Origin of the sequence: Pontibacillus sp. HMF3514 (assembly GCF_009858175.1) — a bacterium.
Lineage (GTDB): Bacteria > Bacillota > Bacilli > Bacillales > BH030062 > Pontibacillus.
Genome location: NZ_CP047393.1, coordinates 3,350,199 through 3,374,458, shown reverse-complemented (window position 1 = coordinate 3,374,458; position 24,260 = coordinate 3,350,199). Strand labels below are relative to the sequence as shown.

The following is a 24,260-nucleotide window of genomic DNA, read 5'->3' as shown; positions in this document are numbered from 1 at the left end:
TTTTGAATAAAGGAGAGCTACAATGAACATGAAATGGATTCAAACCACCAAAGATACGCAAGATCGCTTAACGGAAAAAGAAAGACTCTCATTTTCAAAACTAGATTCAGAGGGGACTCCCAAGTTAACGATTATGCCTGAAGAAAGCTATCAGACTGTCATGGGATTTGGTGGGGCCTTTACTGAGGCAGCTGCTTATACATTATCCAACGTTTCAGAAGAGCAACGGATGGGCATTATCGAGAGTTATTTTCACCCTGAGCGTGGGTTAGGGTATTCACTGGGCAGAACTCATATTCATAGCTGTGATTTTTCTTTAGAGAATTATACGTATGTAGAAGAGAACGATACAGATCTGAGTACGTTTTCTATTGAAAGAGAACATCGTTTTGTGATTCCGTTTATTAAAGATGCGGTGAAAACAAGGGGGGAAGACTTAACGATTCTATCCTCTCCATGGAGTCCTCCTGCGTGGATGAAAACGAACAACGAGATGAATAATGGTGGGAAGTTGTTACCAGAGTATCGTAGTACCTGGGCAAGTTATTACAGTAAATATATCAAAGCGATGGAAGAAGCGGGGATCCCGATATGGGGCGTTACAGTACAAAACGAACCAGAAGCCACCCAAGTTTGGGATTCTTGTAGGTACTCAGCTGAGGAAGAAAGAGATTTCGTACGTGACTACCTTGGACCAACTCTTGAGAAAGAAGGCTTGGGCGATAAAAAAATCGTGATTTGGGATCATAATCGAGATATTGCTTATGAACGTGCCGAAACTGTGCTTTCTGATCCAGAAGCTGCAAAATATATCTGGGGTACAGGGTTGCATTGGTATGTAAGCGAGGAATTTGAAAACCTCTCCAGAATTCACGATGCTTTTCCAGACAAACACCTCATCTTTACAGAAGGGTGCATTGAAGGCGGTGTTCAGCTGGGAGCTTGGCATACAGGGGAACGGTATGCGCGAAACATCATGGGAGATTTAAATAATTGGCTAGAAGGCTGGATTGATTGGAATCTGGTTTTGAATGAGCAAGGGGGCCCGAACCATGTCGGGAACTATTGTGATGCGCCAATCATTGTGGATACTAATACGAAAGAGGTTCATTATAATAGCTCCTATTATTATATTGGTCACTTTAGTAAATATATTAAACCAAATGCAGTCCGGATTAAGCATAAAATTGAGCATGACTCTTTACAAGTTGTTACCTTTCAAAATGAGGATGAATCGATTGTGGCTGTCGTTATGAACGATACAGATGAAGCAATAGAGGTTTATGTAACATTGAATGGTCAAGGTTGCGGTGTAACATTTGCAGCTCATTCGATTTCGACGTTAATTCTGTAATGAGATAAGTGGCTAAGCTTAGCTGCAACAACCTATTTATTTTTAATCCAGGAGTCTCACCCCTAAAAGAAAAGCTTCTCATTAGGTTTTAATCCAATGAGAAGCTTTTTTGAATGATATAGGTTAAGGAGATATTAGCAGGCCTATATCAACTCTCTAATTAAGCCATCATCATTAAAGCACTCAGAATAACAGCAATAATTAACACGATCACAGACACTACCATTAACACAATTCCATGCACTTTACTTCTTTTTCTAAACGTCAGCACACCCATTACAAATGCTGCTGGCCCAAAGATGATAGGAAGTACAATTAACGTTAGTACGACAAATACCCAACCTAATATGGGATAGATTTTCCCTTCACTTTCTGTTGTAGCTGACATTTCCTGTGCTGCGCTCGCAGGAAGTTCAGCTTCACAAGAACTACAGGTTGTTTTATATTTTGAAACGGATTTTCCGCATGATGGACATTTCATATAAAGCCCTCCTTCATTGATCTTACTTATTCCATAACATAACCTTGAATGGAAAAATTAAACCTTAAACGAATTTCATCACAAGATTGATCAAACGTTTGATCAAGAAAAAAGAAGGGAGGCTACCCTCAAAAGATAACTTTCTTTTGTTGGCAGCCCCCGTTTTCACTTACCACAACACTTCTTATATTTCTTCTCACTACCACAAGGGCATGGGTCATTGCGCCCAACTTTTGTGCTCTTTATTGGTTGAGTAGCCTGGTTATTTGCTTTTTGTTTCTTAAACTCCTCAAATTTTGCTTGAATCTCTCTATGCATCTGCTCCTCTTTTTCAGGAGCGTTTTCTTTATCTAAAAGTACTTTCCATTTATCGAGTTTTGGGTGATCGATCTTATTGATGACAAGGTTTGGGTATAACACTTCTTCTAGTAAAAGCATTTGAGTATCATAACCGGTCTCGATAAGGTGTTCTACTTTTGGAATGCCTTCAGTGGAGAGTTGAAAGCATAAGGCCTCAGCAATCGAGGTTTTTTCCATGATTCCGTTTACTTGGTCAAAACCAGATAAAAGTGCTTCCTCTGCGGTTTTTGTTTTGATTGCTTCTAGAACACCAATGGGGTGGAAGCCTTTTGTGATAAGTGGCTTTACGTGTTCAACCACTTCATCTGTCCCCATACGCTTTAATGCTTCAACGATTAAATCCACTGCGTATTCTTCTTCATTTCCATCATAGATGAAAGGTGCAATATCAGGAATCAAATCTGTGCATTTAGCAATTCCAGCTGCATAAAGATGGAGAAGGCCTTCAAAATCAAACTCATCTTTTTGAATACATTTACGCACGGTTTCTGTAATCTCGGAGTTCGATAAAATATTTCGTTGGACCATGTTTTCAATGACTTTTTTCCCGTATTTGAACATTGTATCGTCGTATTCTTTTTCTAAAGAGTACGTGATAAGCTCGAGGTTCTCGTACATCTCTTCTACATTTTGTTCAGGCAGTTTTGCATAAACATTAACCATTTCAGGTGTAAAAAACTCTTCTAGCTCTGAACGAAATGTGTGAAAGTGCTCAGCGCTACATTTTAATACACGTTCTTTATACCAATCATAATTCGCATCATTTTTCTTCATCCGTTCTAGCAAAGCTCTGAATCCTTTTTCACCAATCGGAATGTTTTTCGTCCTAGGGATAATATTATTAAATAATGCTCTCGGTTCACTACGATCGTTAGCTTCTAGCGCTAGAAGGAATGTCTCTTCATTACCAAGATGTCCTTCATCAATAATACGAAGAACAAAATTTTGAACATGTGGATCGTTACTCAAGATATAAGGATGAATTTTATCTAAAAATTGTTGAGTCATTTGAATGATCCTTTCTTCAACTAATTTTCTTCTTATTATTGTGTTATATAAATGGAGAATTGGCAAAACCAAAGTAGAAATTGGAAGTTATGCAGAGATAAAAAAGGGAATTGTTTAATAGAATAGATTTACGAAAATAGCACGGATTTTTTAAATGTCTGGAGGATGAATCATGCCGCAAAATGCTGAAGAACGCATTCATAACACGAAGACCTATTTACGCAAACAGACGATTCATACGATTTTGGAACAATTTGATGGAACGATTATGGGGTTAAGCAAAACAGATCGAAAAGCAAAATATAACAAAATGAAGCAGGATCCGTTTAGCTTTTTCCGTGGCAGTGCGTATTTATTTTATTACGACGTCATGAATATGCCATTTACGTACCACACGCCTGAGGACAAACCGACATGGATTATGGGTGACCTTCATTTTGATAACTTTAGTGCTTTCCAAAATGAGAATGGTGATATCGTTTTTGACGTTGATGACTTTGACGAAGGGTACTTAGGTTCTTACTTATATGATGTTCTACGTATGGTTGTAAGTATTCGATTATTTGCTGAGCAACAAGGTTTTGACAAAGAGTCTCAAGAAGAGTTCGTCGAGAAATTTTGTAAAGCCTACCGTAAGCAATTGAAGAATTTCCAAGAAGGCGAAGAGGATCCAGTAACGACACAATTCACAGTAGACAATACAAAAAGCGCCATTAAGAAGGCATTGAAAAAGCTTGAAGAGCGCAAGGCAACACATGAATTAGAGAAACAAACAGTCGTGGATGATGAAGGAAATCGTGCATTTGATCGTGATCATACAAAACTACAATCCGTTTCGAAAAATGAGTATAGTGAGCTTCAAAAAATCTGGAATCAGTATCTCGAGAGTATCGCAGAGGAAAGCTTTCAAGATGATGATCACTATGAAATCAAGGATATAGTGAAGAAGAAAGGTGCAGGTATCGGCTCTACTGGGTTGAAGCGCTTCTATATTTTAATTGAAGGTCAGCATGATAATGAGCATCATGATGATATTATTTTAGAAGCAAAAGAAGCTCGAACGCCAATTCCAGCTTACTTCTTCCCATATGACGAGCAATTTTGGAAATCGCACAAGCATCAAGGTGAGCGCGTAATCACGACCCAACAGGCAATGCACCATATGTCCGATCCTTATTTAGGCTACTTTACGATGAAAGGTCGCGACTACTATGTGCGTGAGCGTTCTCCTTATGAAAAAGACTTAAAGGAGAAGCATTTGGAGGACTTCAAATCAGTGAAGCAGACCGTAAAAACTATGGGTAAAGTCGCTGCCAAAATTCATGCCCGTGCCGATGTGGATCTTGAGCATGATATTCTGAATTATCACAGTGAAGAAGAGATTCTAAATGTGATCGGTGATGATAAAGAAGGATTCATTAAGGAGATGCAAGTGTGGTCTGAATTCTATAAGGAACGAGTAGTGGAGGACCATGCTCTGTTTAATGAATGGTTGAAAGAGTATTTTTATAATAAATAATGTGGGAACCACCTTGGAGTTTTTCAAGGTGGTTTTTTACATAGAGAAAAATCAGTGCGTCGTTGAGCGAAAGAAATGCGTACTCGAGAGAAAGCAGCGCCTACGCGAGAAAAAGCAGAGTGGAGCCGAGAGAAAGCAGCGCCTACGCGAGAAAAAGCAGAGTGGAGCCGAGAGAAAGTAGCGCCTACGCGAGAAAAAATAGAGTGAAGCCGAGAGAAAGTAGCGCCTACGTGAGAAAAAGTAGAGTGAAGCCGAGAGAAAGCAGCACTTACGCGAGAAAAAGAAGTGGTACCCGAGAAAAAACTGCGCACTCCTAGCGAAAACAGCCCCAATCCAAAAGAAAAAAGCCTCCAACCCGAGATACCTCCCGAATTGAAAGCTTCTAACTCAACCTACAACGATAAAATCTCCTTAATATCCTCTTCAGAAAGAGAATTCAAGTTCGTCTGACCTGACTTAATCAAGTTATCAAACAGGTTCTGTTTCTTTTCCTGCAAGGCTTGAATCTTTTCTTCAATCGTACCTTGTGCGACCATCTTCACAACTTGCACCGAATTCTTTTGCCCAATACGGTGAGCACGGTCGGCTGCTTGTTGTTCTACAGCTGGGTTCCACCATAAGTCATATAAGACAACTGTATCTGCACCTGTTAAGTTCAGTCCAGTTCCACCAGCTTTCAAGGAAATCAAGAAGATATCTTTTTCCCCTTCGTTAAAGCGGCCGGACATTTCAACACGGGATTCAGAAGGTGTATTTCCATCGAGATAGAAGTACGTTAAGCCTTCTTCCTCCACGACTTTGGCGATCAAGCCAAGCATGGTTGTGAACTGGGAGAAGATGAGCATGCGCTGGCCATTTTCACTCGCTTCTCGAATAAAGGCGCGTAATTCTTCCAACTTACCAGATTCCCCTTCGTAGTTTTCCACGAATAAGGACGGGTGACAACACAGCTGACGTAAGCGCGTTAAATCACTCAAAATCTGCATGCGGCTCTTTTGGAAGCCTTGTGTTTTTAGCTGTGATTTTGTCTTAGCCTGAATTTCGTTCAAGTAGCCGACATAGAGCTGACGCTGTTCTTTTGTCAGCTCGGTATAGCGCACAGATTCGATCTTATCAGGCAGTTCTGTTAAAACCTCTTTCTTCGTTCGGCGCAGCACAAACGGCGAGATTTTTTTCTGAATGATCCCTTGATCTAGACCTTTAAACGATTTTCGGTCATACAACAACCCTGGCATCACAATCGAAAATAGTGACCATAGCTCTTCAGCACGGTTTTCAACAGGCGTACCTGTTAGACCAAAAGCTTGCTCAGAGCGGATGCCACGGATTGCTTTATAGGTTTGGGATGCATGGTTTTTAAACGATTGAGCTTCATCTAACAGAAGTCCTTGGAACACGTAAGGCATATACAGGTCTGTATCCCGACGAATTAATGGATACGATGTGATGCATAAGTCTACACCTTCAAGGTTCTCCATCTGTGTACGACGCTCCGCCTTCGAACCGGATATGACACGGACGTTCAAGGAAGGTGCGAATTTTTCTGCTTCCTTCTTCCAGTTATAAATGAGAGAAGAGGGAGCGACCACAAGGTAAGGGTGAGCTTCCGGTTTATCTTTTCGACCCGCCAGGATAAAAGCTAGACCTTGTAAGGTTTTACCAAGTCCCATTTCATCAGCTAAAATACCGCCGAACCCGTGTTTTGCGAGAGCACGCATCCATTGGAATCCTTGTATCTGATATTCACGTAAGTCTGCCTGGAGTTCATCTGGTGGTGTTTCGTTCGCAATTTCTGGGTGTTTGATAGACTCAACTAGCTCACGGAACGCCTCACTTTGCGTTACACCTTTTGCCTCATCCATCTGCAGAGCATGGTATTTCGGTAAATGCATGACGCCATCCTGGATATCATTCGACTGAATCTCTAGTTTTTCAAAAAGATTACGGGCGTCACTCCACGCATCATCCTCCAACTGTAACACTTTTCCGTTATGAAGCTGATGGTAGGATTCTTTTTGCTGTAACGATTTAAAGAGATTTGCAATATCCTCATCTGATAGATCATCAGTAGGGAAGCGTACCTCAAACCATCCATAATTCTCATCCACATCGAATTTAAGTGGGATCTCAGATGGAATATCATTGAACATCTCATCCACTTCCGGATCTTTAACAACTTCTGCTCGCTGTTCAAGCTCAGGCAAAATGTTGTAGAAAAAGCGCCCTAAATCTTGCCCGTTTACTAGAGACAATACTTCGCCATTCCAGTGAAAGTTCGCTTGTTCGATCAGGCTCATAATTTGACGCTCTTTTTTCATATTACGAGAGATGATTTGATCCTCTTTGCTACGTCCTTGTTGAAAAGGGTGGATCTGCTCATCACCATAACGGAAGTGAAGGTTCGCCTGAAGCGCCTGCTCATCTTTTTTCAGTTCCAAGATTGGCTCACATTGGTGGCGGACCATGTTTTCGCTAATCGACGAATCCATCTCAAGCAAGCCGTAAGCCTCTAAAATAGGGAAAAGCGTTCCAGCCATCTGCTCAATGTGTTCACGTGTGAAAAACTGATTGTTTCTCGTGTGCTGCTTTAAATGGTTATATAAAGGAATCACATTTTGATGTAAGCTCTCATTTAGTTTGTATAGCTTATTGTGCTTACTAAAGTAGGGCGAATCTCCGACTGTATGTCCAAGAAACCCATTGTCCTTGATCGATAGCGTATAATACATTCCTTCCTTTGAAAGATGAAACTGTTCAGGAAACGTGTCATGGATGACTTCAAAAGGCATTTCTTTTGAGTTTACTTTTACTGTCGCAGCATCACAATTCTCCAATAACGGAAAAACCTCTTTTATAAAATGATTTGGAAGGGATATCGATTTTCCTGATGATGCTGGGCTTCGGAAATAAGGGTTTTCATCGAACCATTGCTGACTTTTCACAAGGGGATAAAGCTGATCCATAACAGCTGCATCCTCTTCAGAGATGATTTGTTGACTCGGGTCGTAGGTGAAATTTTGCGTGAAGTATAGTTGTTTTTGCTGCTTCCACGCATCAATGAAGTCTGCAGGATCTTTTACTACATACAGGCGTGACGTACCAGCTTTCATAGATAACTCTACAGTTTCGCTACGTCTTGCATCAGAATGTACTTTGCTGAGCTCAAATTGAATATAAAGGGGTTCTTTTGCTGCCGGAACCAAATTTTCATCATCATTTGTAATCTGATCCATTAGTTGATCGACAAAAGATGAAGCGGTGTTGATTTGATAGCTAGAAGGTTGTGTTGGTCCTGACTCTTCTTGGTCTTGAGCTGATCTATCTTTTTTACTCCATACAGTTGTGTGGTTTGTAAAGCGTTCAATCGTCTCAAGCATTACGGCGATCATATGCTTGCAAGGTGTGATGCCATCTGCATAAGCAGGGCATGAGCAGGAACCCGTTTGATACATCCCACGTTCTGTAAAGACCAGCTGCACCTCGTATGTTGTGTTTCGACTGCCTTCGACCTCAGCCACAATATGGGTTCCTTTGCCAGTAGGTCGATAAGTCGAGATATTAGACACAGCACCGTCCTGAAAATACTGAGCTCCACGCTTATACATCAACCAACCACTACGCTCCAAAACTTCTGATGTAGAAAGATCTATCATAAGTATGACCCCATTTCACCGAATCTTGTTATTACACAATACTCCTATTTTAACCTATATAGTAGTTGAAACGAAAGGAGAAGGGTGGAGGTGAGAACTGGGAGGACTGACATCAATCACCGATAGAACATGAAATTCTCTTATTTCCTTTAAAAAAGCATTACAAGTGTTACAAATGTTTTTCTCCTTTTTTACAAATTTTTTTGAGAAAAATGAGAAAAAGTTCAAAATTGTCAGATAACATGTATAATTAAGAGCAACACATTTTCAGTTCATTCAGAAAAAACAGACAATTTAATCCCGTTCTCGTAAGGGGGATACATAATGGAACAGGAACCGATACTTCAAGTTGAAAATTTGCATACACACTTCTTCACCAAGTCAGGGGTCGTTAAAGCGGTTGATGGCGTTAGTTTTGACATCAGACCTGGCGAAACTCTTGGGATCGTTGGTGAATCGGGATCAGGAAAAAGTATCACCGCCATGTCCATCATGCGGCTGATCAAGGATCCTCCAGGAAAAATTGTGGATGGGAGAGTTCTTTTTAAAGGAGAGAACCTTCTTGAAAAGTCCAATAAAGAAATGCGATCCATTCGAGGGAATCAAATTTCAATGGTCTTCCAGGATCCCATGACATCACTTAATCCGGTTTTCACCGTTGAAAAGCAGATGGTTGAAACCATCCGCACACACCGAAATGTTTCTAAAAAAGAAGCGATTGACCGTGCTGTTGAACTTCTCGATCTAGTCGGGATTCCGTCGGCACGTAGCCGTCTTAAAAGCTATCCACATGAATTCAGTGGTGGAATGAGACAACGCGTAATGATCGCACTTGCTTTATCGTGTGATCCGGAAGTTCTTATTGCAGACGAACCGACAACAGCGCTAGACGTTACGATTCAGGCACAAATTCTTGAATTGCTTGAGCGTCTTCAGAAAGAACTTGGTATGGCGATTGTCATGATCACACACGACTTAGGCGTAGTAGCGGAAGTTTGTGATCGAGTCATGGTTATGTACGCAGGGAAACCTGTTGAATTTTCTGAGGTAACCGAGTTATTCGATCATCCGAAGCATCCATATACGTGGGGGCTGATGAGTTCTATCCCACAAATCAAAAACAGACAGGATCGTCTGGAGGCCATTTCGGGTCTTCCACCAGATTTACGTTCACTGCCGCAGGGTTGTAGCTTTGCACCTCGCTGTAAGCATGCGATGGATAAGTGTCATGAAGTTGACCCAGCGTTTAGAGAACACATGCCAGCACACCATGTTCGTTGCTTACTGTATGAAGAGAAAGAAGAGGTGACAACATGAGCAATCTCTTAGAAGTTAAAAATCTAAAAAAGCATTTTCCTATTAAAAAAGGAGCTATTTTCCCGAAAAAGGTAGGAGCCGTTAAAGCTGTGGATGGCGTTTCTTTTCACGTTCGAAAAGGAGAAACGTTAGGACTTGTAGGGGAAAGTGGTTGTGGAAAATCTACCACTGGCCGAGCAATTTTGAATCTGATTCAGCCATCAGAAGGCGAGGTTATTTATAAAGGAGAGGACATTTCCCATTACAAAGGGGAAAAGCTTCGTAAATTACGCAAGGATATCCAGATTATTTTCCAGGATCCTTATGCATCCTTAAATCCGCGTATGACGGTCGAGCAGATCATTGCTGAACCGATGAGAGCTTTTGGAATTCCTAAGCAAGAACGACAAGAAAAGATTGATTACTTACTTGATGTGGTGGGATTGAGTTCATACCACAAACATCGTTATCCACATGAATTCAGTGGAGGGCAGCGTCAACGTATTGGGATTGCGAGAGCTCTTACGCTTGATCCAGAGTTAATCATTTGTGATGAGCCAGTATCCGCATTAGACGTGTCCATTCAGGCGCAGGTGATCAACTTAATGGAAGACCTGCAAAAAGAGTTTGATCTCACATTTATTTTTATCGCCCATGACCTTAGTGTCGTGCACCATATAAGTGATCGCGTAGCGGTTATGTACTTAGGAGAAATTGTTGAGGTTGGGGAAGTGGAAGAGCTTTATGCCAATCCCAAACATCCTTATACACAGGCATTACTTTCTGCTATTCCAGAAGCCGATCCACACCTTAAGCGTGATCGCATGGTTCTTGAAGGCGACCTTCCAAGTCCGTCAAATCCACCAGCAGGGTGTAAGTTCCACACGAGGTGCCCATTTGCAGAGGAGATTTGCCGGACGGAACATCCTGAGCTGAAAGATGTCTCTACAGGAGATCATCAGGCAGCTTGTCATCTTGTTAAGGAGGTGGTTGGAAGTAACGGATAGCGCATTGTCGGTACAGCCAACCAAGAAGAAACACAGATCCATAATCAATAGGGGGTAATTTTCTTGAAAAAACATTTGTTTCGCACGCTTCTAGCACTAAGTTTACTAGTTGTGCTAGCTCTAGCAGCATGTAGTGGTGACTCAACATCGTCTGAAAACACAGATGATAACTCAGATCAGAGCAGCGAAGAAGATAACAGCAATAATAACGATGGTAACAGTGATGAAAATGCAAGTGAAGGTTCTGGCAAGGATACATTAGTATTTGGTCGCGGTGCTGACTCCAAGCAGTTAGACCCATCTAAAGTAACTGATGGCGAGTCCATCTACGTTACACAGCAAATTTATGATCAGCTTGTTACTTATGAGCAAGATAGCACAGAGGTAAAACCAGCTCTTGCTACTGATTGGGAAACAAGCGATGACGGTACAGTTTGGACATTTACCCTACGTGAAGGTGTAAAGTTCCATGATGGTACATCTTTTGAAGCGGAAGACGTTGTTTACAACTTCGAACGCTGGACAAAATCTAAAGACTACATTTACTACGGTTATATGTTCGGTGGTCATGAAGACGGCCTTATCGAAAAAGTTGAAGCTGTAGATGAGTACAAAGTTAAATTTACATTAAAAGAGCCAAACGCTCCATTCATTCAGACTCTAGCAATGCCTCCATTCGGTATCGCAAGTCCTGATGCAATTGAGAAGCATGGTGAAGATTACTTCAAGAACCCAGTAGGAACTGGACCATTCAAGTTTGAAAGTTGGACTCGTGGAGACCGCATCGAACTTTCAAGAAACGACGACTTCTGGGGTCAAAAAGCAGGCGTTAAAAACTTAACTTTCCGTGTTATTCCGGATAACGGAGCACGTTTCATGGAACTACAGTCTGGATCTATTGACTTAATGCTTGGTCTAAACCCACAGGATCTTGAACCAGCTGAAAATGCTGATGGTCTTCAAGTATTCCGTCGTCCTTCTATGAACGTTGGGTACATGGCGATGAACACAGATAAAGAAGGTCCACTAGCAAATAAGAAAGTACGTCAGGCAGTGAACCTAGCTGTTGATAAGAAAGAGCTTATTAAGTTGTTCGAAGGTCTTGGAAAGAGCGCGAAGAACCCGATGCCTCCAAGTCTATGGGGTTATAACGATGACATCGATCCTTACGGTTACGATGTAGAAAAAGCGAAAACGCTTCTAGCTGAAGCTGGATATGGTGACGGTATTAACATTACGCTTTACACAATGCCAAACCCTCGTCCATACATGCCACAACCTAAAGTTACAGCACAAGCTATTCAGCAAATGTTGAAAAAAGCAAACATTAACGTTGAGATTGTTGAAAACGATTGGGAAACACACCTAGAAGTAACACAAAATGGTGAGCATGACATGGCACTTCTTGGTTGGACTGGTGACAATGGTGACCCAGATAACTTCCTTTATGTATTACTAGATAAAGATAATGCAAAAGTAGGTTCTGCAGGTAACATTGCATTCTACAAAAACGATGAAGTTCATGATCTACTAAAGAGCGCTCAGTCTGAAATGGAGCAGTCCAAACGTGCTGAGAAATACAAAAAGGCTCAAGAGATTATCCATGAAGATGCTCCATGGTTGCCAATTGCGCACACAACTCCACCTCTAGTAGGTAAAGATAATATTAAAGGTTATGTGCCACATGCAACTGGTTCTGAGAAGCTACACACAATCACTTTTGAATAATAATAGAATTTAGAAATTCATTATTGGGGGTCTGATCCCGCAACAAGTGGGATCAGGCCTTACATATGTAAACATCTCAAATAGGGATAAGCCACTTCACTTTGACAGGGAGAAACCTGCTAGAGTGAAGGTGCTTATCCAATAAAAACGAGTACAATAGCGATTTTTTCGAATCGTTGAATCATTTTACATTCTCTACTTAGGAGGGATCACTTTGTTAAATTACATCATTCGTCGCTTAGTCATGTTAATACCAGTTTTATTAGGGGTGTCGATATTAACATTTTCCATGATTCATATGATCCCTGGTGATCCAGCGCGAAGCATGCTGGGAACAAAAGCTAATGAAAAGGCTCTTACGGAACTACGAGAGGAACTTGGCTTGAATGATCCTTACCTTGTGCAATATGGGAAGTTTCTTGGAGACCTGGCGCAAGGGGACTTAGGGACTTCGTTCAAAACCAAGGCGCCTGTTACAGATGAATTAGAGAGTCGCCTCCCAGCCACCATTGAGCTAACTCTTTTCGCTATGGCGATCGCGATGGTTGTTGGTGTATTGGCTGGTGTTATATCAGCGGTTAAACAATATTCATGGTTTGATAATCTCAGTATGACCGGGGCCTTGTTTGGGGTCTCGATACCGATATTCTGGCTAGGTTTAATGATGATCTGGTTGTTCTCCGTTAAGTTGGGCTGGCTTCCGGCTTCAGGAAGGTTATCGAGCGGAGTTGAGATTGAAGCTATCACACATTTTTATTTATTAGATAGTATTCTTACTTGGAACTGGTCAGGGTTTGTAGATGTGTTCAAGCATTTACTAATGCCAGGTGTTGCACTTGCAACGATCCCAATGGCGATTATAGCTCGTATGACGCGTTCAAGTATGCTTGAAGTCATGAACCAAGACTATATCCGTACAGCCGATGCAAAAGGATTAGCTACTTATTTAGTTGTTTTTCAACATGCATTAAAAAATGCCTTCTTACCAGTTTTAACTGTAATTGGGTTACAATTTGGATTTTTGCTTGGAGGAGCTGTTTTAACAGAGACAATCTTCTCTTGGCCTGGCATTGGACGTTTCGTTTTACAATCCATTCTTGCCAGAGATTACCCAGTTGTGCAAAGTACCATTCTAGTCATTGCGGTTATTTTCGTGTTTGTGAACCTAATTACCGATATCTTATACAAATACATTGATCCACGTATTAGTCTCGATTAGAAAGGGTGTGAGATAGAATGTCAGCACAAATGGACTTACAGCAAAATTCGAAAGTGAAAGCAAAAAAGCCAAAAAAAGAATCCAGCTTATGGGGGGATGCTTTTTCTCGAATATTAAAGAGTAAAACATCTTTCATTGGATTAATGATTATTATGTTACTCATTGTTGTTGCAGCTCTCGCACCAATTCTTGCACCATACCACCCAATTGATGATGGTAGTATTATTGATCGTTATCAACCACCTTCTTCAGAACACTGGCTGGGAACAGATCAGTTAGGTCGAGATATTTTGAGTCGTATTATTTATGGTGCTCGTATATCGATTAAGATTGGCGTTATAGCTGTTGGAATTGCTTTTGTTGTGGGGACGTTATTAGGTGGAATTGCTGGATACATTGGTCGTTGGGTCGATAATGTAATCATGCGTGTTATCGATATTATGATGGCATTCCCAAGTATTCTACTAGCGATCGCAATGGTTGCGATTCTTGGTAAAAGCTTAACCAATGCGATGATTGCCGTTGGTTTAGTAGGGGTACCACAGTTCGCACGTATTGTCCGTTCAACCGTTCTCTCCATTAAGGAAAAAGAATTTGTTGAATCTGCCCGTGCATCTGGAGTGAAAAACGGTCGTATTTTAATGCGTCATGTTTTACCGAACTGTATGGCACCCATAATCGTTCAGGCTACATTAAGTGTAGGTACAGCTATTCTTGATGCAGCTGGTCTAAGCTTCCTTGGCCTCGGAGCTCAAGGTGCTACGCCTGAGTGGGGCGTTATGCTGAGTGATGGGAGAGCAGCTCTTCAAACCTCACCATGGGTTATCACATTCCCAGGCTTAGCCATTTTCTTAGTTGTACTAGGCTTTAATCTGTTCGGAGATGGTTTGCGTGACGCACTTGATCCAAGGTTGAAGCAATAGTAGGAAATTTCGAAAAACAATTTATATCACATAGGTAATGATGTACACTAAAGGATAAAGCAACCGGCTTTATCCTTTTTTGCGTCGAATGAGGTGTGTTAATTGAAAAAATATTCTCTAGCTGCATTTTTGCTCTTCCTATGTGTAGGCGTTATGCTCGTGAATCAGCGTACTAGTGAAGGGGAAAATATGAATACATGGCCCAATTTACCTGCGCCAATCGGTGAAGCACCTATGCTGATCACCTCTGCAGGGCAGGCAACAGAGGGGAAGGTTTTTTCTTTTATCACAAAAGACCTTCACTTAGAAGGTGATTATCGCCCAAGAGCACTAGCTTCAGATTTATATGATTACAACACTCTCGTTATCGTTGCAGGATATAGCCCACACGGCTTAAACCAAACCTATCGTTCGATTAAAGAGGAAAAGAAACGTGTTCATCGCTTGCTGCATGAGGCTGAGAGAAGTTCTATCCCGAGCATTATGATACATATGGGAGGAGCTGCTCGCGATGATGAGATAACTTGGTCAATCATGGAGGAATCGATGCATCACCTTGACTATGTGATTGGCTTTCGAAAAATGAAGCAGAAAAAAGAACTTGTAAAGCTTGCTGACGATTACGACGTGCCAGTAACGCTTGTAGATGAAATGGAGGATCTTAGGACCCCATTTAACTCTGTGTTTCGGTAGAGTCTGGGGGGAGACGCATGTATGATGATAGAAGAATTGCCATTGGCTCGGTAGGCGCATTTCTATTATTAATCGGCTTGTTGTTACCCACATATACAGCAGATTGGACATCGTGGCTCTATGAGAATATTGAATGGAGTCTGCAATCCAATGATAGCGGCCGTTTAATGATTACCGCACTATCCTATATTTCCTGGTATTTAATGACGTTTTTGTTCATATATTTAGGCGGCATGGTTCTGGCCAATATTGTTGCTAGAGATCACTCGTCTTTACTATATCAAGGGTTGTTTGTGCTTATTGTGTTAGGAAGCGTGTATGCTTTCAATGAATTGTACAATGAGCATTACTCCTACTTAATTCATTTGCTTGTACTTGGTATATTATTGTTTTTGCAAAATTTCATCCCACAACAGAAGTATTTTTATATTATGTACATTGTGATTCTCGCATTTATTCTCTTTTCTGTGCAATGGCTAAACTTGATCCCAAGCATGACGAAGTTTGGGTTTGGTAGTGATGATTTTGCTGTAAGCATTAAGCTAGCGGATGAATACTTAACCGACCATATTCTGTTTAACACGTTATCTACGATTTTATTTGGTGTATTTTTTGTCATTGCGATTATCGTAACAACGATTCTGCACTTATATAGTAAACAGGTTATGATCTCCAAACAGTTCCAAGAGCAAACCCAGGAATTAAAAGAGACTCGTGGTGCACTCATTGAAACGAATGTGTATAAAGAAATCCATTCCCTCGTCCATGATTTGAAGACACCGCTAGTCACGGTTGAAGGATTGCTTTCTTTGTTGGCTATGAAAATCCAAGATACGAAGTCTCAAGCTTACTTTCACAAAATCAATGGTTCCATTGAGAAGATGAAAGATATGGTATCCGAGATTTTGTATGAGGAAACGAAACGGGAACTCCATGTTCAAGAGCTTATGAACTATGTGGTCAGTCACATTTCCTTGGACGATCCGGATATTGATTTAAAGGTGAAGGTGGAAGATGATTTGCCGATGGTCCGAGTGAATAAAATTCGGATGTCACGCGCCATTTCGAACGTCGTGGAAAATGCCATACTTTCCCTGCAAGATGAAGGGGGAGAGGTGAACGTGCATTGCCAGGAAAGTGACGAAGGCGTTTTAATCACCGTGCAAGATGATGGAATGGGTATTGATCCAGCCTACCTTGAAGATATTTGGGAGGAAGGCTTCAGTACAAAGGATTCGTCGGGAATTGGACTCCCTTTTGTGAAGAATGTCATTCATCAACATGGAGGCACGGTTCAAATTGAGAGTGAGCCCCAGGTGTACACACGTGTAGACATGTTCATTCCATTTCAGTCTAAGGAGGATAACGAAGATGATTCTCGTCATTGATGACAACGAAGATATACGCTACACCATACAAGAGATATGTGATTTTGGAGGCTGGGAAGTAGAAGGCTGTTCAAATGGAAAAGAAGGTGTCGAGCATTTCGATCCATTTAAGCATGACCTTGTCTTGGTGGATTTTCATATGCCAGAGTGGGACGGCGTGAAGACTGTCAAAGAATTACGTAAAAAAGCTCCTCATGTTCCTGTGATCGTTCTTACAGTCGATGAACGTCAGGAAGTCGCAGATCAATTCCTGCAAGCAGGTGCAACAGACTTTGCTTTGAAGCCTCTAAAAGCGCCTGATTTGATATCTCGTATTCGATTAAATTTAAAAATGGCTAAGCTCCAAAATGACCAACAATCCGCATTTGTGGATAAAGGTATTAAAGAGGAAACACTAAAACAAATCCAATCCTACCTGGCTGGCCAGTCTGAAGCTAAAACCATAAACGAAATTCAAAAGGATCTACCTGTTTCTTATCAAACCGTTCACCGTTATTTAAACTACCTGGTGGAAATGGGAGAAGTAGAGTGTCAGAGCCACTATGGTACAAAAGGTAGACCAAAAAATAAATATGCGAAAATCTGATTTTGTACTCAATAGGGTACAAGCGTGGATTATTCTATCAAAACTCCGTCCAGATGCATAGTATGGTATAACTAGAATTCTGGGGGAGTATTTTGTTTAAGATCATGATGGGTATAATAGATGGTTGGCATAAGCCTCATTGGCCACATTATGTGTTTGGGTATTTATCTATTGGCTGCCTAACTGGTATTGTATGGATGGTTGTTTATCTAACTGGCGGAACGATGTATGTATTCTTGCACCTAATGTATATACCTGTGATTTTAGCTGGATTCTTATTTCGGATGAGGGGAGGCATGCTTTTTGGATTGTTGGGCGGAGTTATATTGGGGCCTTTCATGCCATTAGATGTCGCTAATGATTTGGATCAGACCTTCTTTTCGATGTTGTATCGGACTTTCTTTTTCATACTTGTAGGGTCTATCGTTGGGAAGATGGCTTCCATATTGAGAGAGCGATTGGGTGAAATAACCCTTTTTCTTGATACCATATCAAGTATTTATGAAAATACGCTGGAAAATTATGTTAAAATAATTGAAATGAGAGATAACAAAACATCTCAGCATTGTGAACGTGTAGCTTATAACGCATGGTTACTAGGGAAACATATCGGGTTAAAGAACGATGAGCTTGAAGCACTTTACTGGTCAGGTTTACTTCATGATTTAGGAAAGATAGGTGTGTCAGAAAATATCCTTTTAAAACCTGGAAAGTTAACTGCGGAAGAATATGATGAAATGAAAAAGCATACAGAAATCGGAAGTAAAGTTCTGTTAAATATTTCTCCTTCTTTTGCGAGGATTGCTAGTGGGGTTAGGTCTCATCATGAAAAGTGGGCAGGACATGGTTATCCCGATGGCCTAAAAGGGGAGGGTATTCCTTTATTTGGTAGAATACTGGTCATCGTCGATATTTTTGAAGCTCTAACAAGTTCACGCCCTTATAAAGAAGCAGTTTCACCTAGCAAGGCGCTTGAAACCATGATGAAGACAAAATATAGAGATTTTGATCCATATATTTTTGTGAGTTTCGTGGAGCTATATAGTGAAAACAGGATTTGGATTGAAGGTCACCCATATAAATTAGATCCTTCTTTTGAAGATAGGTCGATTGTAAATACATTTAGGGAATAAACAGAACTGCGTAAAATCTGATTAATACCAAAACACTCGAGTTTTAAAAGCAAGATGTCGTACTTGAGTACAAGATTCTGTCTAGGAGAGCAAGCCTTCTCTTCTGAGCGTACTGAGGAGTCTATTCCATGAAATCATAGACTTCTCAATACGCTCCTTTTTATGTATGAGTTCATCCCTTTTCGTCAAAAATGTGGGTAAACATAAGAGAAGGGTCGATGAGGACATGAGGCGACGTATTGGAGGATCATTATTTAGTTTGGCTCTTATTCTCTTTTTAGCCGGGATCTCATTTGAAGAAGATTTTTGGACGAAAGCACCTGAGGATCGATCACCTTTGCAGCAATCACAAGACGAGGCACCTGATTCCGCTGAAAGATACGATCATGATAATCCTCGTGTTAGTCCTATCGATTTGGCAAAAGATAAGGAAAAAGACAAGAGCACTAAAGAATCAGTGGATAAAACAGCTCAACCATCTTTTATACATGAAAATGGCCTATCGATTTTGATGATTCAAGATATAGAGAAACCAAAAGCCACTCTGCACTTTGTTACCTATCAACCTGAAGAGCATGCGGTATATGTATCGACTATGAAAGATTACAACGCTCATAGTGAGACAAAGGCGATGGTTCAAAAACTCGAGAAAGACTTGAATTATCCACTCGATTACTACATACGGTTGGATAAAAGTGCGATGAAGAACATTTCCAAAGATGTGATGGAGAATGCTTTTGTGCAACAAACATTGGAAAAGCATGAAGACCAAGTTGTAGGAGAGAATAAAGAATCCCTGAATTTGGGGTCTCTAGTAAAAGACATGAGCCAGTTGTCATTCGGAACGTTAATGTCCCTAAATAAACTTGTCACGTCTTTGAGCCAAGAAGTGGAGACGGATCTATCGTTGGCAGAGGTCATTTCGTTAAGAAGCAAATATGGCATAGATGCATTTTTAGAGCCAATTGAAGTGAAGCGAGGTCTTGAATTTCGAGATTCTGTACCCGTTATGAAGGAAGAAAGAGCGGAAAAACCTAAGACCGTGTCTGAGATGATGGGCGGTTTGTAAAAAGAAAAGTCGATCTGAAGTGCAGATCGACTTTTTGCTTTGTACCTGATGGAAAGTCGCTCGAACCCGATGGAAAGCCGCACGAACCTGACGGAAAGTCGCTCGAACCCGATGGAAAGCCGCACGAACCTGACGGAAAGTCGCTCGAACCCGATGGAAAGCCGCACGAACCTGACGGAAAGTCGCTCGAACCCGATGGAAAGTCGCTCGAACCCGATGGAAAGTCGCTCGAACCTGCCGGAAAGCCGTTCGAACCTGCCGGAAAGCCGCTCGAACCCGACGGAAAGTCGCTCGAACCCGATGGAAAGCCGCACGAACCTGACGGAAAGCCGCTCGCACCCTCACATCAGTATTCAAACACAAGCATATCCCAGTACTTAATCTTCGGAACATTCACTTGAACTTCGCCATCTTCCTGCTTAAACTCAAGTTTCATTGGAAGTCCTTTATTCCAGTCAGGAGAGGCCACCCAAACGTTCTGCACTTCTTTTGGTTCATTAATATAAAGCGTTAAATCACGTTTCATAGATGGTTCTTGTTGTGTTCCCTTCTCGTCGCGCCAATTCATGTGTCGAGCATCGAAATAATTAATTAGATGAATCACTTTTTTCCCATCATCTTTTTTTGCAAATGCATAGACTTTTCCTTTTTCAGGCCTGTCTGAAAGGCGCACCCAATTTGAGGTGGAGACGGTTAGTGGTGCTTCTTGCAATCCATCTCGCAACAGATTTTCATAGGCGACCATAAAATCGTAATAATGCTTTAGCGACTCAGTTAATTCATCCCCCATGTTGAGCGTATGGTGAGGGAAGTAATCTTTCGAAAGCATATGTTCACCAAGCTCAATATGTGCTCCTCCTTGGGCAAAAAGCAATGCATCTGTGAACAAAATACCGGGTGTATTAAACTTACCATTTCCGTCTGATTTTTTATTGTTCATATAGCCTGCGATTACAGTGTTTTTCTCACCCTTTGAGAAACTGTTGTTTTCTTTTATGACGTTTTCTAACCCAGTATAAGTACGAGTTGGATCCCACAGCTCCGTGTATAAAAACGGTACGGATGATTGAGCGATTTGCTCCTGTCCATATTGATTTACAGCATTCATCACGAGATCTTTTTCTTGGAAAGAGCGCTTAGCATTTTGTATAAAGCTTTTGTAGGTATTAGGTAATTGAATACGCTTACCACCGTAGTCATAAACTTTTCCACGGTTACCGAGCTGATCAATATGCCACCCGTCAAAAGGCAAGTGTTTAAAAGCTGTTTTCTGATTGTTGAATATATAATTTTGCCAAGCTCCATTGGCTGGGTTTGTTAAGTAGATATTGCTTTTCCAATTATCAGGGAGGTTATGTGTATCGATATTTTCTTGTTGCTCATCTCGATAAAGATACCACTCCGGCTTAACTCCATCATTTTTAGCGTCAGCTAATGTCGCATTGATCAGGTTATAGGACATGGCATTCATGTTTTTTTGATGAGCTAAATCGATATAGGTTTTTACTGTTTTGAATTCCACATGTTGATTTGCTATGTTATTCCAACTCTGTAGAGGGGAGTCCTCCTTTGTTTTCAGAGGGATATGGTACTCATCAAGCCAATCGTAAAATTGTATGCCGTTGATATGGTATCGATTGAGCTTGTTGATTATCGAACTTTGCTTTCTTTTCTCCATCTTTGAAAAAGAAGAGAGGAATCCGTAACGTGGGAACTTTCCCCATGAAGACGAAACATCAACTGCAATACTTTGAAAGCTATCTTGGTTATGAAGCGGGCTAACCTTTACAAGGTAACCTTGAAAGTCCTCTTTAGGGGGAGTCCATTTCCATTTGAAGTTTTTCTCTGAAACCTGAATGATTTTCTCATGAATTTTTTCTCCAAGATGAAAAAACTCAACTTTCATATCGATTGCATGTTCAGGTTTGTCGGATAGGAAAGCTTGAAACGAAATGTCTGATCCAGGTTTGTAGCGAGCTTTATCCTTTTGAAGTGAGACAACATTTACATCATGTTTTATAGGAGATTTCTCATTTGGCGGCTCAAAAGATTCTTGCTCTGACCATAGAAATCTCGCTGGAATAATTAATAATATAAAGACACCTATAAAGATAAGCGGTAGAACATATTTCTTCTTCATTTGCTCCCTCCTTTATGTATTGCACTTTTCCGTATAAAAAACAAAAGACTAACAGGTGACGAGGCTGTTAGTCTTAAGATGCCTTTAGGGAAGGCAGGATATTCTTATGAAAATCTCCATTTAAAGTGATGATAGGTAGTATCTGTGCTACCTCGCTAAATTATTCGACAAAATTCGAGGTTTTGAGGGTGGTGATTTAACAAAAGTTATTAAGAAATATTTGGATGAGTAATTCATGATTAACATCTAAATATAAGCAATAAACACTTATTCCATATTTTAACTATATAAATGATGAAAATTAATAATATTATGTGAAATATCCTTAGAAAGATAGATTATATATACATTTTTGCATATACTTGGTTTAGGGCTTATATACTAAAAATGTAGGGAGAGGGGGGATAAATTGAACATTTTAATCACAGGTGGATATGGTTTTATTGGCTCATATGTTGCAGAACGTTTTTATCAAGAAGGTCATAATATTTATATTATTGATAATTTGCACTCCGGAAAAAAAGATAATGTTACTATTAAACATAAATCCTATATTTTGGATATTTCAGATCCGAAAGTTGAACTTATCTTTCAATCCACTCATTTTGATATTGTCATTCATTTAGCTGCACAAGTAGGTGTTCAGGCTTCTGTGGATAATCCTGGTAAAGATGCGGATACGAATATCAGTGGTTTGCTTCATGTGTTGCATTTATCCTCCAAATACAACGTAAGAAAGTTTTTATTTTCTTCTTCAGCAGCTATTTATGGGGATCAAGATTTATCTCCTATTTCTGAAGAAACAAAGTGTCGCCCCTTGTCACCTTATGGATTAAATAAACTATTGGGTGAGTCTTATTGTAAATATTGGTATGAAATGTATGGACTTGAAACGATGTGTCTTCGGTTTTCAAATGTCTATGGACCAAGGCAGGGTGCTTCGGCAGAAGGAGGAGTGATTTCCACCTTTCTTAAAAAGATGGGGAAGAGGGACGCTATTACAATATACGGAGATGGGGAACAAACACGTGATTTTATCTATGTTAAAGATGTAGCAGAAGCTTTATATCGTTCAGCTTTAAGTGATGCGACAGGAAGTTACAACCTATCTAATAATACTAGTGTATCTATAAACCAGCTTATCAAAATCCTGTCTGCTATCAGTCAGAATCATGGAAATAAACAGGATCCTAATACTAATTATGTTGAACCCTTAGAAACAGATATACGACATTCTAGGTTAGACAATAGGAAGTTAAAAGAGAAATTGGATTGGGTTCCTAAATACTCTCTAAATGAAGGATTAACCGAAACTTATTTATGGTTTTTTGGAGATCTTTCAAGAAAAAAGAACTATAAGAAGAAAAAAGAACAAAATAAAGAAAATAAAACTACAGAAATTAAACGTAGATATCAACATATTATTCCTTTTGTAGAAAACATTCTTTTATTCTTTATGATTTTTACCCTTGAAATCATGATCCCAGAATCTTTTATCGTGTTCGATATCAAAATTCTATACATTATACTTATTGCCATTACATTCGGAAAGACGCAAGCTTTAGTTTCAGCTGGTTTGAGTATGGGACTTTACAGTTACTCACAAATCAAAACAGGTGCTGATCTCGTAACCTTATTTATTGATAATGAAGGATTAATCTACTTTGCAATCTATCTATTAATAGGTTTGTTGATTGGGTATATTGTAGACCGAAGAAAAGTTCGAGAGGAAGCAGAAATCAACGACCATGAACGGTTGAAAGAGCAACATGCTTTTTTAGAAGACCTTTATAGTGAAGCTAAGATGCTTAATAGTGAATTGCAAAAGCAAATTGTTCATTCAGAAGATGGAATAGGAAAGATTTATAGTACTGTAAAAAAGTTAGACAGTTTAGAACCTGAGGATATTTTTACAGGAGCGATATTCGTTATAGAAGAATTAATGAAAACAAATAAAGTCTCTATCTACACGGCTAATGAAGACAAAAGCTTTTTGAGGTTAGCTTCCAAATCCAACACACCGTCATTTACACCTAAAAACACATATCGCTTAGAAGAATATCCTTCATTTAGGGCAATTGTTAAACGGAAAAGCTTTTATTTTAACCGAGATATGGATCCAGAGTTACCTCAGATGGTTGCTCCTATCATGAAAGGAAATTCGCTGCTTGCCATTGTATCCATACAAGAAGTGGATTTTGAGTATCTCTCTCTCTATTATGAGAATGTTTTTACTGTATTGATTCGATTAATTTCTGATTCAATAAGTAGAGCAATAGATCATGTTGATGCTACCAAGGCGGACCGTTATTTAATAGAAACAAATATTTTGAAGCCAAAGTACTTTGAAAGAGTGTTACAAAGTAAGAAACGCGCTGAAGAACAGCTAAATATTCCATATACACTATTTAGGGTGAATATGCCAGTGAAACAGAAACGAGAAATCAGTGACATCCAGAATCATTTGCGGAGTACCGACCATATTGGATTAAATGAACAGAAAGAAATTTTTATCCTCCTATCCAATACTACTCAAGAACAATCTGGTGTCGTTTTCCGAAGGTTAATTAGTATTGGATGTCAAATAGAAGAAGTGGATATGCAAAATGTATAACACTTTGTATATAGTCGTTGGATTGTATTATATTGTGGGCTTTCTTTTTATACTATTGCTAAAGAATCATAAGAATAGGTTAGCCCATG

18 protein-coding genes are annotated in these 24,260 nt (G+C 40.1%); 14 read left to right on the top strand and 4 right to left on the bottom strand.

Annotation, left to right across the window (positions count from 1 at the left end; genetic code table 11):
• Nucleotides 1-22 precede the first annotated feature (22 nt).
• Nucleotides 23-1,354, top strand: a complete 1,332-nt coding sequence (locus tag GS400_RS17245) for a glycoside hydrolase family 30 protein (RefSeq protein WP_160103864.1) — start codon at nucleotides 23-25, stop codon at nucleotides 1,352-1,354.
• A 160-nt stretch (nucleotides 1,355-1,514) separates the two neighbouring features.
• On the opposite strand, the gene GS400_RS17240 is transcribed toward GS400_RS17245, so the two are convergent.
• Both GS400_RS17240 and GS400_RS20405 read right to left on the bottom strand, forming a co-directional pair.
• Nucleotides 1,515-1,835, bottom strand: coding sequence for a hypothetical protein (locus GS400_RS17240; protein ID WP_236561016.1), 321 nt, complete (start codon nucleotides 1,833-1,835; stop codon nucleotides 1,515-1,517).
• Nucleotides 1,836-2,000: 165 nt separating this feature from the next.
• Entirely contained in the window at nucleotides 2,001-3,203 is a 1,203-nt protein-coding gene (locus GS400_RS20405; protein WP_304608240.1) for an SEC-C metal-binding domain-containing protein, read from the bottom strand.
• Between the two features lie 172 nt (nucleotides 3,204-3,375).
• On the opposite strand from GS400_RS20405, the gene GS400_RS17230 reads away from it, so the two are divergent.
• On the top strand, nucleotides 3,376-4,722 hold the full coding sequence (locus GS400_RS17230) for a DUF2252 domain-containing protein (protein ID WP_160103862.1): 1,347 nt from the start codon (nucleotides 3,376-3,378) through the stop codon (nucleotides 4,720-4,722).
• A 392-nt stretch (nucleotides 4,723-5,114) separates the two neighbouring features.
• On the opposite strand, the gene GS400_RS17225 is transcribed toward GS400_RS17230, so the two are convergent.
• Nucleotides 5,115-8,375 carry a DEAD/DEAH box helicase gene (locus GS400_RS17225; RefSeq protein ID WP_160103860.1) on the bottom strand — a complete coding sequence of 1,087 codons (3,261 nt, stop codon included), beginning with the start codon at nucleotides 8,373-8,375 and terminating at the stop codon, nucleotides 5,115-5,117.
• A gap of 321 nt (nucleotides 8,376-8,696) precedes the next feature.
• On the opposite strand from GS400_RS17225, the gene GS400_RS17220 reads away from it, so the two are divergent.
• The 11 genes from GS400_RS17220 to GS400_RS17170 all read left to right on the top strand — a co-directional run bounded on the left by GS400_RS17220 (nucleotide 8,697) and on the right by GS400_RS17170 (nucleotide 19,798).
• On the top strand, nucleotides 8,697-9,692 hold the full coding sequence (locus GS400_RS17220; protein WP_304608252.1) for an ABC transporter ATP-binding protein: 996 nt from the start codon (nucleotides 8,697-8,699) through the stop codon (nucleotides 9,690-9,692).
• Nucleotides 9,689-10,678, top strand: coding sequence for an ABC transporter ATP-binding protein (locus GS400_RS17215; RefSeq protein ID WP_160103856.1), 990 nt, complete (start codon nucleotides 9,689-9,691; stop codon nucleotides 10,676-10,678). The genes GS400_RS17220 and GS400_RS17215 overlap by 4 nt, the downstream gene beginning before the upstream one ends.
• A gap of 63 nt (nucleotides 10,679-10,741) precedes the next feature.
• The gene (locus tag GS400_RS17210; RefSeq protein WP_236561014.1) at nucleotides 10,742-12,406 is read left to right on the top strand and encodes an ABC transporter substrate-binding protein; all 1,665 of its coding nucleotides are present in this window, start codon (nucleotides 10,742-10,744) and stop codon (nucleotides 12,404-12,406) included.
• Nucleotides 12,407-12,620: 214 nt separating this feature from the next.
• Nucleotides 12,621-13,625 (top strand): ABC transporter permease, encoded by a 1,005-nt coding sequence (locus GS400_RS17205; RefSeq protein WP_160103854.1) that lies wholly within the window; start codon nucleotides 12,621-12,623, stop codon nucleotides 13,623-13,625.
• Between the two features lie 17 nt (nucleotides 13,626-13,642).
• On the top strand, nucleotides 13,643-14,548 hold the full coding sequence (gene nikC, locus GS400_RS17200; RefSeq protein ID WP_160103852.1) for a nickel transporter permease: 906 nt from the start codon (nucleotides 13,643-13,645) through the stop codon (nucleotides 14,546-14,548).
• 102 nt (nucleotides 14,549-14,650) lie between these two features.
• Entirely contained in the window at nucleotides 14,651-15,241 is a 591-nt protein-coding gene (locus GS400_RS17195; RefSeq protein WP_160103850.1) for a DUF6305 family protein, read from the top strand.
• 17 nt (nucleotides 15,242-15,258) lie between these two features.
• Complete coding sequence (locus GS400_RS17190) at nucleotides 15,259-16,629, top strand: sensor histidine kinase (RefSeq protein WP_160103848.1); 1,371 nt, start codon at nucleotides 15,259-15,261, stop codon at nucleotides 16,627-16,629.
• Entirely contained in the window at nucleotides 16,613-17,215 is a 603-nt protein-coding gene (locus tag GS400_RS17185; RefSeq protein ID WP_160103846.1) for a response regulator, read from the top strand. The genes GS400_RS17190 and GS400_RS17185 overlap by 17 nt, the downstream gene beginning before the upstream one ends.
• 92 nt (nucleotides 17,216-17,307) lie before the next feature.
• Nucleotides 17,308-18,348: an HD-GYP domain-containing protein gene (locus GS400_RS17180; RefSeq protein WP_160103844.1), complete on the top strand. Its 1,041-nt coding sequence runs from the start codon at nucleotides 17,308-17,310 to the stop codon at nucleotides 18,346-18,348.
• 226 nt (nucleotides 18,349-18,574) lie between these two features.
• Nucleotides 18,575-19,417 (top strand): hypothetical protein, encoded by an 843-nt coding sequence (locus GS400_RS17175; protein WP_160103842.1) that lies wholly within the window; start codon nucleotides 18,575-18,577, stop codon nucleotides 19,415-19,417.
• A 39-nt stretch (nucleotides 19,418-19,456) separates the two neighbouring features.
• Entirely contained in the window at nucleotides 19,457-19,798 is a 342-nt protein-coding gene (locus GS400_RS17170) for a hypothetical protein (protein ID WP_160103840.1), read from the top strand.
• Here the strand turns inward: GS400_RS17170 and GS400_RS17165 are convergent.
• Entirely contained in the window at nucleotides 19,764-21,557 is a 1,794-nt protein-coding gene (locus GS400_RS17165) for a glycoside hydrolase family 66 protein (protein ID WP_160103838.1), read from the bottom strand. The genes GS400_RS17170 and GS400_RS17165 overlap by 35 nt on opposite strands.
• Before the next feature lie 409 nt (nucleotides 21,558-21,966).
• Here GS400_RS17165 and GS400_RS17160 point away from each other — a divergent pair, with 409 nt between their 5' ends.
• The gene (locus GS400_RS17160; RefSeq protein WP_160103836.1) at nucleotides 21,967-24,171 is read left to right on the top strand and encodes an NAD-dependent epimerase/dehydratase family protein; all 2,205 of its coding nucleotides are present in this window, start codon (nucleotides 21,967-21,969) and stop codon (nucleotides 24,169-24,171) included.
• The last annotated feature ends 89 nt before the right edge of the window (nucleotides 24,172-24,260 follow it).

Coding starts and splice junctions, on each gene's coding strand:
- GS400_RS17230 (WP_160103862.1), top strand. CDS start 3,376: ATGCCGCAAAATGCTGAAGAACGCATTCATAACACGAAGACCTATTTA.
- GS400_RS17190 (WP_160103848.1), top strand. CDS start 15,259: ATGTATGATGATAGAAGAATTGCCATTGGCTCGGTAGGCGCATTTCTA.
- GS400_RS17165 (WP_160103838.1), bottom strand. CDS start 21,557: ATGAAGAAGAAATATGTTCTACCGCTTATCTTTATAGGTGTCTTTATA.
- nikC (WP_160103852.1), top strand. CDS start 13,643: ATGTCAGCACAAATGGACTTACAGCAAAATTCGAAAGTGAAAGCAAAA.
- GS400_RS17175 (WP_160103842.1), top strand. CDS start 18,575: ATGAGGCGACGTATTGGAGGATCATTATTTAGTTTGGCTCTTATTCTC.
- GS400_RS17240 (WP_236561016.1), bottom strand. CDS start 1,835: ATGAAATGTCCATCATGCGGAAAATCCGTTTCAAAATATAAAACAACC.
- GS400_RS17245 (WP_160103864.1), top strand. CDS start 23: ATGAACATGAAATGGATTCAAACCACCAAAGATACGCAAGATCGCTTA.
- GS400_RS20405 (WP_304608240.1), bottom strand. CDS start 3,203: ATGACTCAACAATTTTTAGATAAAATTCATCCTTATATCTTGAGTAAC.
- GS400_RS17225 (WP_160103860.1), bottom strand. CDS start 8,375: ATGATAGATCTTTCTACATCAGAAGTTTTGGAGCGTAGTGGTTGGTTG.
- GS400_RS17215 (WP_160103856.1), top strand. CDS start 9,689: ATGAGCAATCTCTTAGAAGTTAAAAATCTAAAAAAGCATTTTCCTATT.
- GS400_RS17185 (WP_160103846.1), top strand. CDS start 16,613: ATGATTCTCGTCATTGATGACAACGAAGATATACGCTACACCATACAA.